The 13,195-nt window shown below is 65.7% G+C and carries 15 protein-coding genes; 3 read left to right on the top strand and 12 right to left on the bottom strand.

Features of this window, described 5'->3' with window-relative positions; genetic code table 11:
• Positions 1-34: 34 nt before the first annotated feature.
• The 5 genes from QP552_RS11960 to QP552_RS11940 form a co-directional block, all read right to left on the bottom strand.
• Entirely contained in the window at positions 35-1,267 is a 1,233-nt protein-coding gene (locus tag QP552_RS11960; protein ID WP_286073709.1) for a HAMP domain-containing sensor histidine kinase, read from the bottom strand.
• Complete coding sequence (locus QP552_RS11955; protein WP_111111373.1) at positions 1,264-1,938, bottom strand: response regulator transcription factor; 675 nt, start codon at positions 1,936-1,938, stop codon at positions 1,264-1,266. Before QP552_RS11955 ends, QP552_RS11960 begins: the two co-directional genes overlap by 4 nt.
• A 104-nt stretch (positions 1,939-2,042) precedes the next feature.
• The gene (locus tag QP552_RS11950) at positions 2,043-2,573 is read right to left on the bottom strand and encodes a nuclear transport factor 2 family protein (protein ID WP_111111372.1); all 531 of its coding nucleotides are present in this window, start codon (positions 2,571-2,573) and stop codon (positions 2,043-2,045) included.
• Between the two features lie 35 nt (positions 2,574-2,608).
• Positions 2,609-3,061, bottom strand: a complete 453-nt coding sequence (locus QP552_RS11945) for a hypothetical protein (RefSeq protein WP_111111371.1) — start codon at positions 3,059-3,061, stop codon at positions 2,609-2,611.
• 32 nt (positions 3,062-3,093) lie between these two features.
• On the bottom strand, positions 3,094-3,675 hold the full coding sequence (locus tag QP552_RS11940) for a hypothetical protein (RefSeq protein WP_286073708.1): 582 nt from the start codon (positions 3,673-3,675) through the stop codon (positions 3,094-3,096).
• A 518-nt stretch (positions 3,676-4,193) separates the two neighbouring features.
• On the opposite strand from QP552_RS11940, the gene QP552_RS11935 reads away from it, so the two are divergent.
• Positions 4,194-4,508, top strand: coding sequence for a hypothetical protein (locus QP552_RS11935; RefSeq protein WP_111111369.1), 315 nt, complete (start codon positions 4,194-4,196; stop codon positions 4,506-4,508).
• Between the two features lie 50 nt (positions 4,509-4,558).
• On the opposite strand, the gene QP552_RS11930 is transcribed toward QP552_RS11935, so the two are convergent.
• From QP552_RS11930 to QP552_RS11910, 5 genes are all read right to left on the bottom strand, one after another.
• Positions 4,559-4,906, bottom strand: coding sequence for an RcnB family protein (locus QP552_RS11930; RefSeq protein WP_111111368.1), 348 nt, complete (start codon positions 4,904-4,906; stop codon positions 4,559-4,561).
• Positions 4,907-5,038: 132 nt separating this feature from the next.
• Positions 5,039-6,475 carry an efflux transporter outer membrane subunit gene (locus QP552_RS11925; RefSeq protein WP_286073707.1) on the bottom strand — a complete coding sequence of 479 codons (1,437 nt, stop codon included), beginning with the start codon at positions 6,473-6,475 and terminating at the stop codon, positions 5,039-5,041.
• Complete coding sequence (locus QP552_RS11920; protein ID WP_111111366.1) at positions 6,472-7,356, bottom strand: biotin/lipoyl-binding protein; 885 nt, start codon at positions 7,354-7,356, stop codon at positions 6,472-6,474. Before QP552_RS11920 ends, QP552_RS11925 begins: the two co-directional genes overlap by 4 nt.
• Before the next feature lies 1 nt (position 7,357).
• A complete protein-coding gene (locus QP552_RS11915; RefSeq protein WP_111111365.1) occupies positions 7,358-7,567 on the bottom strand; it encodes a DUF1656 domain-containing protein in 210 nt (69 codons plus the stop codon).
• Positions 7,568-7,571: 4 nt separating this feature from the next.
• Complete coding sequence (locus QP552_RS11910) at positions 7,572-9,533, bottom strand: FUSC family protein (RefSeq protein WP_258393938.1); 1,962 nt, start codon at positions 9,531-9,533, stop codon at positions 7,572-7,574.
• 79 nt (positions 9,534-9,612) lie between these two features.
• Between QP552_RS11910 and QP552_RS11905 the strand changes: the two genes are divergently transcribed.
• Complete coding sequence (locus QP552_RS11905) at positions 9,613-10,407, top strand: helix-turn-helix transcriptional regulator (RefSeq protein WP_345782982.1); 795 nt, start codon at positions 9,613-9,615, stop codon at positions 10,405-10,407.
• 35 nt (positions 10,408-10,442) lie between these two features.
• On the opposite strand, the gene QP552_RS11900 is transcribed toward QP552_RS11905, so the two are convergent.
• Complete coding sequence (locus tag QP552_RS11900; RefSeq protein ID WP_111111363.1) at positions 10,443-11,264, bottom strand: alpha/beta hydrolase; 822 nt, start codon at positions 11,262-11,264, stop codon at positions 10,443-10,445.
• 690 nt (positions 11,265-11,954) lie between these two features.
• Between QP552_RS11900 and QP552_RS11895 the strand changes: the two genes are divergently transcribed.
• A complete protein-coding gene (locus QP552_RS11895) occupies positions 11,955-12,575 on the top strand; it encodes a hypothetical protein (protein WP_286073705.1) in 621 nt (206 codons plus the stop codon).
• 19 nt (positions 12,576-12,594) lie between these two features.
• Here QP552_RS11895 and QP552_RS11890 read toward each other — a convergent pair whose 3' ends face one another.
• Positions 12,595-12,969 carry a hypothetical protein gene (locus QP552_RS11890; RefSeq protein ID WP_111111362.1) on the bottom strand — a complete coding sequence of 125 codons (375 nt, stop codon included), beginning with the start codon at positions 12,967-12,969 and terminating at the stop codon, positions 12,595-12,597.
• Between the last annotated feature and the right edge of the window lie 226 nt (positions 12,970-13,195).

Below are 13,195 nucleotides of genomic sequence, written 5' to 3'. Positions count from 1 at the left end.
CCCCCAGCATGTGCAGGCGCGCGTCAGGAAACCGTCAGATGGGCCACTCCAGGCTGAACCGGCATCCCTGCTGCGAGGAGCGCACCGTCATCCTCCAACCCAGGTGCTCGACGATGCGCTGCACGATGGACAGCCCCAGTCCCTCGCCACTGTGCAGGCTACCGGGCACGAAGCGCTGGAACTGCTGTGGGTCGATACTGGAGGGCAGGCCGGGTCCCGTGTCGGCGACGATGAGTGCGGTGTCGTGGAGGGTGATCCTCACTTCGCCCCTTTCGGTGTACTGGCAGGCGTTGCGCAGCAGGTTCCAGATCACGCTGTGCGCCAGATCCGCGTTGGTGTGCAGAACGCCGTCATGCCGGGCATCAAACGCAATGATCACCGGCTTTCCGGAAATCCAGGGCTGGCAACGCTCCATGCAGGATTCGATCAGCGGACGCAGGGCCACTTCATTGCGTGGCACGGTGCTGGGGGCGCGTGAGAGCAGCAGCAGGCAGGTCAGCTGGCGCTGCATCTCCTGGGTGGTACGCAGGATGCGCTCTGCGCTGGGAACCAGGTGACTCTCGGCCGGAAGCTGGCAGGCCAATGTCTCCGCAGCGCCGCCGATGATGGCCAGCGGCGTGCGGAGCTCGTGGCTGGCATCGCCGCTGAAGCACTGTTCGCGATGCAGGAACCGTTCGAGCTCGTCACTGTGCCGGGCGAAGGCGCGGGCGAGTACGCCGATCTCATCGCGCGCGTCCTGGTAGGGAAAGGGCTTCTGGCCGTCCTGCACCGCGTCCGCCAATCGCGTGATGGGCGCGATGACGTGCGTCGCTACCTTGCGGCCGATCAGGAAGGCGCCGAGCACGCAGATCGAAATGACCAATGCCGCAAAGGCGTTGATCAGGTGTTCCAGATAGGCATAGTGCGCCGCGTCCTGCAGCAGGTAGTAGCGCCGGTCGCCGTTGTCGAAGACGCTCAGGTGCCACTCGTTGGGCGCCTCTTCGCCGTGATGGCCCGGGCCGTATTGGCGCAGCACGACAGGCACGTCATGGGCGTCGAACAGCTGGGTCCCCGGTGGCAGGGCGGGGCGTTGGCCACGAGCCAGCGCGGCCTGCAGCCTTTGCACTTCGCCGTGCTGGGTCCGCGCGACGACAGCAGTCCGGACCTGGTCGTAGTCGACCTGCTCGGCCAGAACGATGAAACCCATGGCAGCGGCCATCAACAACACGAACGAGATCGTGATTCGGGTACGCAGGCTCAGGCGGCGGTAGAGGGAGGCAGGGCTCACGCCTGCATGCGCCAGCCGACGCTGTGCACCGTGGTGATCAGCGCGGTGTCGAAGCTGCGGTCCACCTGCAGGCGCAGCTCATGGATGTGTGTTCGCAGCGCGCCGCTGTCCGGTGGCTCGTCGCCCCAGACCAGGTATTCCATCTCCTGCTTGCGCACCACGGCGGGCGCCGCACGCACCAGGCACATCAGCAGCTTGTGCGACGTGGGCGTCAGCGCAATGCAGCGGCCTTGCCGCCAGGCCTGTGGCGAGCGCGTGTCCACCTTCAGGTCCTTCCACGCCAGCACGCTCTGGACCTGGCGACCCTGTGCCCGTCGCACCAGGGCTTTGATCCGCGCATCCAGTTCCATCAGCGAGAACGGTTTGACCAGGTAGTCATCCGCGCCCAGGGCCAGGCCCTGCACGCGGTCTTCGACCGGATCGCGCGCGGTCAGCATCAGGATCGGTACCGGGTTCTGGAACTCCTGGCGCAGCTTCTGGCACAGCGTCATGCCGTCCAGGCGCGGCAGCATCAGGTCCAGCAGAATGGCGTCGTAGTCGTGCTGCGTGGCCCGGCGCAGGCCACTGGCGCCGTCGCGGGCGTCGTCCAGCACGTAGCCCAGCGGCTCAAAGAAGGCATACAGGTTGGCAACCAGCTCGGGGTTGTCTTCGATGATCAGCAGACGGGTCATGGCATGCGTCCTTGCGCGTGGCCGAACTCTGCCCGATCGATGGCCGAATGCCAATGCCCTTGCTGAATGGATCGCGGCCTGGGTTCGGCCCCGTCAAGCGACGTTCAATCGGCCGGGCTGCGTGAATCGCGGATCGAATAGACCACCGAGAAGATCTTCCAGCCCTGTTCGGTGCGGATCAGCTGCCACATTTCTTTTCCCCAGTTGGTCTTCACCCCATCGTCGTGGAAGCTGTAGTCGAACGACACCGAGGCCACATCGCCGTCCGTTTCGATCTTCGTGTTGGAGAATTTTTCCTCCTTCGGTTTCGGCGAGGCAACGGCCCCATCGATCAGCGCGATGAAGTTGTTGGCGGGAATCTGCCGCGCCTTGATCGCATCGGGCTTGGCCTTGCGGATGTCCTGCAGGCGCGCGTCCTCGGAAACATACTGCCAGCCGATGTCTTCCGGCTTGTCCGAAAAGAACAGGTCCATGTAGGTCGGCTTGTCCTTGTTGATCAGCGAAGTACGGAACGATTCAACCACCTGTTCGATGGCCTTGACGTCGGCGGGGGCGTTCTGCGCGGCGTAGGCCGGCAGGAACGCCGCGAGAGAGAGGGCGAGGGCGGCGAAGCGTGCACGTGCGTTGGGCATCATGGGTTTCTGAGAAGAGGGGTGGCGGTGCGGGCGCATCACCGCGCGTAGGTTCGCCAGAAGAGCACGTGGTCTTCGGTCCTGTTGACGGCGACGAAGACTGATTTTCCGGATTCGGGCGCGCAGCGAAAGACGCGGTACGACGACTTGAGCGTCCCGTCGCCCGGCCACCAGTATCGATCGAACGCAACAGGATCGCTGTTGCTGAATGTCGTTGCCTGGCAATCCGCAGGCAGCTGCAGTAGTACCGCAGGGGGCTTGGTGAAGGCCAGCGCGCTGGTGTTCGAGTCGAGGTCATGTACCTCCCGCAGGTCGGTCGCCGCTTGCGGCACCCAGCCGGGAATCCATCCCTTGTTCACCATGTCGGAGTCAAGCGCCTCGCGCAGGGTGTCGAACGAACTGTCCATCACCAGGCCGCAGGCGCATAGCACCGTGCAGGCCGCCAATGGAAAGGCAGATCGCAACTTGATCCAGGTGGTGGGTGGAAACATGGTTCCTGCTACCCCGAGGAATGCCGTCCGACCTATCGGGTCAGTGCGTCGAACAGGCGATTGCGGTCCGCATCGCTCATCGACCAGCTCTGCCCGAGCGGGACCATGCGCACGGATTCGGTCTGGCCACAGGCCCGGTACTGCCAGGTTTCCGAGCCATCGGGCTGGGCGGCCACGTCGACGCCGTCCAGGCGCGCGCACTGCAGCCGGGCCAGCACCATCGGTGCAAAGTGCAGCATGTAGTGCTGCACCCGGTCGGCCGGTATTGCCGTGCCGGAAGGCAGCGGGTGGGCCGGGCCGTACTCGGCGAGGAGGCCAACGCAGGTCGCTGCGGCGGACAAGGTATTGCGACCGAAGGCGCGGGAGGCATCCCGCTCCACACTCTTTCCCAGAGTCTTGCCTTCCTTGCTGCTGGCATAGGCCTCGGCGGCCTGCAGTTGCGCAGCGTCGAGTGTCGACAGCCAGTGCTTGCGGCCCTCCTGCAACTGCAGTTCCAGGCCGGGCAGGCTCTTCTGGCAGCGCGCGGCGATCGTCTGTGTCTGCACGAAATCCTGCCCACGATCACCCGGTGGTGCGGCCGCTGTTGCCGCCGCTGGGGCAACAGCCAGGACCATGCAGGCGATCACCAGATTCCGTCCCATTCCATTGCGCATCCCGCACCCCATGGAGAGTTTGACGGCGCACGCTAGCACGGATGCCGGGCGCTGCAACAGGCCCGCGTGTCGAGGTTTGACGTCGAAGAGAGTCTGCGCGGATGATGCGCGGGCGCGCGGCGCAGGAGGGGATCTGTCAATGAGGACACTGATGTGGGGCTGGTCGGCCTGTTCGTGGCGTACGTGGCCGGTTGCTCGGCGATCTCAGCGTGGCATTCCCACGCGCTTGCCTCGGTCCCGGTCGGGGCGAGCAGGGCCGAGGTACTGCGGGCGCTGGGGCCCCCTGACGTGGTGGAGCACGCCGATGTTCCCTTCACCCGCTATGCCAGCCGTGGATGCAGTGGTCGCTGTGCGCAGCGATGGTGGTATGAGAACCGGCTGGGACTGGATACCGAAGCCTGGTCGGTGGAACTGGATGCTTCCGATCGCGTGATCGCAACGTCGCGCCTGACATCACCGTAGAGGACCGCAGCAAGCGCATGCGTATCCATCGTCCCTTCATCTTCATCGCAAGCCTGGTCCTGATGGCGTGGTGCACGTTGATGGGCGTGCTGGTGCTCATCCATGGCTTCAAGGAGCAGGGCCTGCGCTGCGGCAGGCTGTGCTCACTGGAGATCTCCATCCGCCTGCTTTTTGGTGATCGAGGATTCGAATTACTGGTGGCGATGGGGCTCTTTGCCACAGCGCTGATGTGCGGGTACATCGCGCTGCGGGAGGGCATGCATGGCGGGCCGCAGAGGCGGGCGGGGCGCCGTGGGCGCAGACACCGCCGACCGGGACGGCCCCGGTCGTAAGGTGTCTGCACCGATGTAAATCGCTGCGTGTGGGGACGCTGCAGGTCGCTTCAGCGATGCAGGGCGTCGATGATCAGCCCGGTGGCGATCTCCACCAGCAGGTACTCGTTATCGGACTGGCGCACCCAACGCCGGTCGCGGCCCGGCTCGCGCAGGTCATAGCGCGCGTAATCGTTCACCCAGTAACGGCGGTCCACTTCAGCCCAAGGCAGGCGATCGCCACGACGCCAGGCCTTCTTCTGCCAGCCCGGCGGCGGTGCATCACGGTTGTGCGGGCCACCGGCGTGCGGCGGTGGGCCATTGCCACGGGCGTGGTGTGGTGGATCGGCGAAGGCGGGTGCCGCCGCCAGGGCAGTGGCGGTGGTCAACGCGATGGCAAGCAGACGCATGGTTGTCATGGAAAGCCCTCCGTCATCGCCGCAGCATGCGGCGCTGTGGCGTGAATATAGGGTAGTCCGAGTGAATGAATACGGGTGTGGGCGGCACGTACCTGAACAGATGGCGCGGCATGCAGTCGCTGCTCCGAACGGTCACCGGGCCCCGCCCGCGGCCGAATCCGTTGCGGCCCAGCCTCCGCCCAACGACAGGAAAAGATCCATCTGCCGGTCAATGCGCTCCGCGCGGGAGGCCGCCAGTGCGGACTCCGCATCTGCCAGCGCGGCCTGGGCCGAAAGCACGTCGAGAAAATCGATCCTACCGAAGCGGTAGAGCTGCTGTGCCTGCCCGGCGGCGCGCGCCGCGTCCCCACGCGCCTGCGCCAGGCTGCGCTCGCGTTCAAGCTCCTGCGTGCAGGCAGAAAGCGCGGTCTCGGTCTGGCGCAGTGCCTGCAGCACGATGCCGTCAAAGGAAGCAAGAGCGGCATCCACATTTGCGCCGGCCGCCGCGATGCGGGCCTTGGCCACGTGGCGGTTGGGCCAGTGCCATGAGAGCAGCGGCCCGACGCTCGCCCCGAAACTGTCGGCCGAAAGCAGCTGCCCTCGCGTGCCTGCTGTGCCCAGGGATGCGCCCAAGGTGACCCGCGGATAGAGGTCTGCGGTCTCCACGCCGATCATCGCCGTGGCCGCCGCAAGGCTACGCTCCGCGGCACGTATGTCGGGGCGCCGCTGGAGCAGCTGCCAGCCGTCACCGACCGGCAGCGCCTGCTCCAGCTCAGGGGGCTGGGAGCAGGTTTCCGCCTCCCTGGGATAGTCTGCCGGGACCCTGCCCATCAGTGCGGCCAGCTCGAACAGGGTGGCCTGGCGATCCGCCGTCAGATGCGGTACCGCCGCCGCGCTCCGGTTGACTGCGGCTCCGGCGCGGCTGACATCGAAGTCCGTTCCGCGCCCGCCCGCAGCCAGGCGACGGGTTGCCTCCAGCGTGGCGCGCTGTATCGCCAGCACCTGCCGGGTCGCAGCGAGCGTGTGATTGCTTGTGCAGATCTGGAGATAGGCACGGGTGACGGCAGCAGCGACGACCACGCGGACCTGGTCCCGTGCCGCAGCGACGGTCTCCGCGTCCGCGTTGGCGGCTTCGATGCCGCGGCGGATGCCGCCTGCTAGATCCAGCGGATAGGAGAGGTGAAGGCCCAGCGCATAGGATTGCGGTGCGGCCGACGCTTGGGTGTAACCACCGGCATGGGTGAGCGTGCCCGATGCATCCACGTCGGCCTGCACGGAACCGCGCGCGCGATACTCCGCCACGGTTGCGCTGGCGCGCCGAAGGTTGGCATCGGCGGCGCGCAGGTCGGTATTGGCAGCCAGTGCCTCGCGTACGTAGGCGTCAAGCCGGGGGTCGCCATACAGGTGCCACCATCGATCCGGTGGCGCGTCGCGGCTGAACGGTGCTTCCTGACCCGAGACGAACGCCCGCGCCGCTCGGGGGGAGGCTGCGATGGCATTTGCTGGCAGGTGATAGTCGGGGCCGGACACGCAGGCCGTCATCGGCAGCAGCAGGGCGAGCAGCCCACCACGTACTGTTCGCACGCTCACTTGCAGGCTCCCTGTGCCGAGGGCGTGATCGTTACACTCGCAGTGCGGCCCACGATCAGGCGGGTATCCGACGGCGCATCATCGATGCGGATGCGTACCGGGATGCGCTGTGCCAGCCTCACCCAGGTATAGGTCGGCGCCACGGCCGGCAGCAGATTGTGCGTGCTTGAGCGCTGATCGTCGGCAATGCCGGCGGCGATGGTATCCACGTGTCCGCGGACGTCGTGGTCGTCGCCCATCAGCCGGGCCACGGCGGCATCGCCCTCGGTGATGCAGCCCAGTTTGGTTTCCTCGAAGTAGCCTTCGATACGCAGGCTGCCGGTGTCGATCAGCGCCAGCGCCTGCGCGCCCGGTTGCAGGTAGTCGCCCGCATGCAGGTCCAGGTTGGTGACGATGCCATCGGTACTCGCGCGCACCTCGGTGCGTTGCACGTTGAGCTGGGCTACGCGCTGTTCGGCCCGTGCCTGCGCCAGGGCGGCCAGCTCGGTATCGACCTTGGCCGCATTGCGTTCGCGTGTTTCCGAGGCGACAAGGTTACCCAGTGCGTTGTCCCGCGTCGATTCGCGACGGGCCAGCGCCAGCGTGGCGCGTGCGCTGCTGACCGCTGCGTCGGCCTTCTCAAGCGCGGCAGCGAAGCGCGGTTGATCGAGCACCAGCAGCAGTTGTCCGGCGCTGACCCGCTGGTTGTCGTGCACCAGCACCTGGGTGACCAGTCCCCCCATGTCCGACGCAACGCGCACCACATCGGCGCGCACCCGCCCATCCCGCGTCCATGGGCGTATTTCGTAACGATTCCAGAGGGAGAGCGCGGCAATGGCGGCAAGCGCACACACGGCCAGTGTTGCGCTCCAGCGCCCGATGACAGCAAGCAGGTGTTTCATTTCATTTCTCGAGCAGGGGCGAGAGCCGGGCCATCAGCTCCACCAGGATCACGAACAGGGACAGGCCCACCAGGGGCCGCGCGGCGAACAACCGGTACAGACCGAGGCTGGCGAGCAGGCGTGAAGTCAGTATCGACAGCGCCAAGGCGGCAGCGGCCACGGCGAGCAGGCCGGGAATGAGCACGCCATCAATGGAAAGATCAGAAGGCATGAGGTCAGTGCCGATGGGTAAGCGGGGAAACGAGCAGATCGCGGCGCAATCCACAGAGCAGGTGCGACAGATGCTCCTGCTCAGCCCCGCTGCTGGCCACCGCTGTCTCGCGCATGCGGTCCAGCAGTTCCAGAAGATGGGTGTCGACACTGCGTGCCGCGTGGGCGCGGATCCTGAAATGTGCGGCGACGCGTTCGATCAGCGCCGCATGAAGCGGCCGTACGTATGGGTTGTCCAGATACTCTTCCAGATCGCGGAGCTGGTTGGATGCATGTGCCGCACGAACGTCCGCAAACAATGCCCGCAGGTCGTGTGTTGCGCTGGCACGGCCCTGCAACCTGGGAGCGAGCAGCCCGATGCGATCCAGCATGCGGCTGAGCCAGGCTCGGGTCACATCACCTCGTCCGGCGGCGTGTCGTGCGATGTCCCGGCGGATCGAACGCTCCAGCCGTGCGCGGTTGCGGCCTGCATCGGCGGTCTGGAACAGCTGCATGCTGCACAGTGCCACCGTCGTACCCACGAACAACGCAACGCTGTTGTTGAGTGCGCCGACGATGTTGACCGTGCTGGTCGCACCGAGGCCCGCGATGAGCGGGAAGGTCAGTACCACGCCCAGGGCGGCCATGATGAAGGGCGGCCGGGCAAGGAACGATCCGCACAGCAGCAGCACCGGCGCGAGCGCGGCCAGCAGGCCGACGAAATCGGACAGCGCGGGGAAGATCAGCAGACCGTAGAGCAGGCCGACGGCCACGCCGATGCACGATCCCACCAGGTAGCGCATGACATGCGGTGCCGGCGCTTCGATCGTGCCGAACAGCACGCACGCCGTGCCGATGATGGACGCCGCCGTGGCGCCGTCCGACCAGCCGGTAGCGATCCATAGAACGCAGCTCAGCAGGATGCCGACGAACGCGCCCAGCGCGCTACGCAGGGCAAGCCGATGATCCCGGTGAAGTACCGCACCCTGCGCATGTCGCACAAGGCGAGCAGGTACATGCCGGCGCCAGTCGGAGCGGGCAGTGCGCAGTTGTGCCTGCAGCACGCGGCAGTCGGCGTGGGCGAGGTCGAGCTCGGCCTGTTGTGCGGCGAGGCTGGCCTGCAGCAGATCGCGCCAGCCCGTTGCATCCATCGCGCCGGCCTGTGGTGAACGCAGCCGGTCGATGGAATCTTCCACCGCGCTGGACAGCACCAGGACGTCCAGCATCCGGTCGTGCAGGGCGCGCAGGATCTGCACCTGCACCACGCCGTGGGCGCTGTCGTAGGGCAGGTGGATCGACAGCACGTGCAGCTCGAGCAGGTCGGCGGCTACTTTCGAGCGGTCCGTCGCCAGTACCGTGTCCGATGCACCGGCCCGCATGTCGCGTGTCCATCGTTCCGCATCATCCAGCACAGCGGCAACCCGCGCGTGCACGCGCATCGAGACCCGGCGCGGCAGCACCAGCCCATGTACCAGCGTAGCCGCCAGGATGCCGATGGAGATTTCCTGCACCCGCGTGATGGCGATGGTGAACACGTCTCCCGGCACCATCACCGCAGGAAACCCAATCAGGCTGGTGGTATAGCCGGCCAGCAGGAACGCATACGCACGCGGCGTGCGGTCGAGCATCGCCAGGTACAGGCACAGCGCCATCCACGCCGCGAGCGCGGCGCTCAGCACCAGGGGGGCATTGGCAAATCGTGGCACCAGTGCGACGGTGGCGAAGGCCCCGCCCACGGTGCCGAGCAGACGGAACAGGCCGCGGCTGAGTGTCGCCCCGGAAAGGGGCTGCGACACCAGATAGACCGTGCCGATCACCCAGAACGGGCGATTCAGGCCGACCCTTAGAGAAACATACAGCCCCAGCGACGCGGCGAGCAGGCATTTGAGCGAGAACAGCACCGCCTCCTGATCGGTCCTGAGGGCAGGGCTTTTCAACCGGGCGAATGCCTGGAACACGTGGGGACGGGCAGGAGTGGGGGAGTGCATGCGGCTCATGCTAGTGATCGGCCGCACTGGCGAATTTCGCTACAATGACAATCAATCGCTAAAACCGGTCAATGTGAGAATGGCTCGCATTTCGCTCCCCGGCTTTGACCTGGACCCGGACGAGACCGATCGCCCGGCGGTTGCCAGCCGCCTGCAGGTGGCCGAGCACGACGCAGAAATTCCCGTACATGAGCACCGCAAGGGCCAGCTCATTCTCGCGCTGCATGGGGCGGTGACCTGCGAAGTGGCCAATGCGTTGTGGATTGTGCCGCCCCAGTGCGGCGTCTGGATTCCGGGCGGCATGCCGCACAGCAACCGCGCCACCGCGAACGCCCGCCTGTGCTATCTGTTCGTCGAACCCGGCATCGTCGATCTGCCCATGCAGTGCGTGACGCTGGCGATCTCCCCGATGCTGCGCGAGATGATCCTGCACCTGGCCGACGCGCCGCTGGACTATCCGCATGGCAGCCACACCGACCGGCTGGCGCGGGTGTTGCTGGACGAGCTGGTGCAGATGCCTGCCGAGCACCTGTCGTTGCCGGTCAGCCATCACCCGAAGGTGCGTGCATTGGCTGCGGCATTGTCGGCGGATCCGGCAGACCGCAGCACCATCAGCCAGTGGGCCGTGCGCCTGGCCCTGGGCGAGCGCACGCTGACCCGGTTGATTGAGCGAGAAACGGGCTTGTCCTTCGGACGCTGGCGGCAGCAGCTGCACCTGCTCATCGCCATTCGTGAACTCGCCGCGGGCGCACCGGTACAGCGCGTTTCCGAGACGCTGGGCTATGAGTCGGTGACGGCCTTCATCACGATGTTCAAGAAGGCGCTTGGCCTTTCCCCGGCGCGGTACTTTGCGGTTCGCCTGCGTTGGCAGTAGCCGGGTACAACGGGGGAAGCCGTTGCCTGGAACGGCTACTTCAAGGTGTCGGAGACTGATTGAATCGCGGCCACCACCACAGCAGGATCCTCGCGCTGGAGGGTGTGCCCGGTCGCCAGGTAGCGATGCGTGCCGCGCGTGAACTCCGAGAAGAGCAGGGCGTGCTGTGCTTTCCAGAGCGCCTTGCCCGCTGCGGTTTCCTCGAAGAACAGCGGTTCGGCAGCCAGCTGGGTTGCAGTCAGCAGCACCACCGGCACGTCCGGCATCGTGCGCGGGGTTTCCGCACCGGGTGCATCCAGTTGTTCGGTCAGCACGGCATAGTCGGCGGCCATGGCCGGCGGCAGCATTGCCTGCAGCTGGGCATCGTCTGCCTGCACGCGGGCACTGTCGGCCTGCTTGAACGCATGGCGCTGCCCCATCGTGGCCGGGTCCACCAGCACCAGGCCCTGCAGGCGCTCCGGATGGCGGCGTGCAAACTCCGTGGCCAGCAGGCCGCCATAGGAATGACCCACCAGCACAACGCGGCGACCGGGGGCGAGCGTATCGATCACGGCCGTGAGGTCGGCCAGATGCGCATCGATGCGCTTGGGGTGACCGTCGCTGCCGGACTTGCCGAGTCCCGCACGGGCGTAGGTGATGCTGTGGTAGTCGCGCCCCAGACCGGCAACCACCTCCTTCCAGGCGCCCGCGCCCTGCCCGAAGCCGGATTCAAAGACCACGGTGAGCGGGCCGGCCCCGGTCTCTTCGGCCTGCAGTGCGTAGGCGCCTCGATCCACCTGGATTTCCCCTGCGTGCGCGGTGCCCACTGTGGCCATCATCGCGGCCAGCGCCCACAACGTCACTCGGCTGCTCTTCATTGCCATTCCCCTGGGCCGTGACGCGTGCCAGCCCTTCCGATGGGTCAGGTCTGCAGCGGAGCGCCGCAGCCTGCCGACCTCGCGACAGGTCGTGCTGGTAATGTAGTGATGTATAACACCTAATCCCTGTGCAGGAAGTCATGGTGCATGAGGTCGCTGCGCCTGTGCTGCGGGTTGTTCCGCCCGCCTATCAACGCGGCTGACCTTGCCGGCATCTGGTGCGTCGGATCTGACGCTGCTTTTACCCTTTGTCGCCGGCGTTGCAGCATTTGGAGGAAGGGATGCCGGCAATCTATTAGGTTGCATTGGCTATCGTCTGCGCTATGGTTGGAATTCAAACTGTGTATTGAGCCCTATGAAGCTGACGCGCGGATGGTTTCTTGCACTATCTGTAATGTGGCTGGCCATTTTCGCTTTGATGCTGTGGCTGGGCCGAATCTGGGATGCGTGTGGTGCCTTCCTGGCTGCGACAGCCTTCGTTCTCGTTGCCTTTAGGAGAAAGCAGCATTTTGCAGATGGGTCCCCGGAGTAGCGGGCCTTCTCAACCCCCTCTTTGCAAGGGGGCTTGAGATCATGACGTCACAGGTAATCGCATCGCGCTGGCCACCTCGGCAGGTACCGCCAGCTACACCATCCGGCAACTGTTGACCGTGGTGAATGCGAACGTCAGTGCGTTCAACAGGACATTCCGTGCCCCGATTCCTCACCCCCGACGAGGTCTCCCTCATCCAGGGGAAGCTGCCTGAGAAGACCGAGCGGAGATGTACTTGGAGTCATGATTTTTGGCTCTGCGGCGGCGTTGGCCGCCACACTTTGCATATTGGGGCCTTGATGATGGTGAGGATCCTGACAGCACTACTTCTGATTGGAGTCGGACTTGGATTCTCTGGCGGCGCATGGGCTCTAGGAAAGCGGCCCTTCAAGATGATCCAGTTCTGCGTGCATGACCAAGACGGCTTGAAGCGGTTCAAGCAGACCCTCAGCTCTATCGCCAACGACGAAGGAATGCAGTTCTTTGATGGCAGCGCTGAATTGGATCGCCAGCTTGCCAGGGCAAAGGTGGACATGAAGCGCCCCGTCGTCTACGTCGGAGTGAAGCGGGAAGATGGCTCTGGACTGGAGGCGGGGAACCTCGGATTGGATCGCTTCGAGATAGCTATTGGCTTCTCTGAAGGGAAGATGCCCGCCGAGGCACGGTCATTTTCTTTCCGCGTCGAACGCGCTTTGGCAGAGCGCTGGAATGTACACGCGATTCCCCCGGACAAGGGCGCTGCGCCGACGGCGTGTCGGGCGGGAAGCGATCCTCGTTGAATGGCATTGCAGATGGCATTCACCCTTCTGGCTGCAATCGTCCCACCGCCTGGGCGCACAACGACTGGCAGGCCATGACCAATCCCTCCATCACCCGGTCGCCCACGTACTGCCCGGGGTCGCCGTTCTGCCGGGTGCGTTCCGCCGCCAAGAGCATTTCCAGCACCACCCGCAATCCACTCAACGCGCAATCGGCATCGGCCAGGGCCAGGCAGCGGCCGGGCAGCTGATGCCGCTCCGGCCAGGGTTGGCCATCGGCCGCCGCGCCGCAGCCAATGCGGTTGAGGTTGGCAATGAAGGTGTTCCTGCCCACCGCAGGCGCAGCCTCTGGCGAACCGACGTCGTGGGCGGTACCGCGGTAGGCGTGCAGATGGGGGAAGTCCGATTCGTTCATGGCAAGGCTCCGTGCAGCGCAATCGGTAGCCGCCACCCGAAAGGTGGCGGGCGGTACGTGGTTCGAATCCGGGTTGGCCTCAAGCCGGCGGGCGCGAACGCCCCCAACGCACCGCCCGCCATAGCCGGCAGACGGATTGCCAGCCGGCGCCACGCATGGTGACGCCGGCTGGCAAGCGCACTAACTCAAAGCCAACACGGGATTCGAAGCCCGGCCACCCTTTTCC

This window comes from Stenotrophomonas sp. 59, assembly GCF_030291095.1.
GTDB lineage: Bacteria > Pseudomonadota > Gammaproteobacteria > Xanthomonadales > Xanthomonadaceae > Stenotrophomonas > Stenotrophomonas maltophilia_Q.
This window is presented reverse-complemented; position numbering and strand designations above follow the sequence as displayed.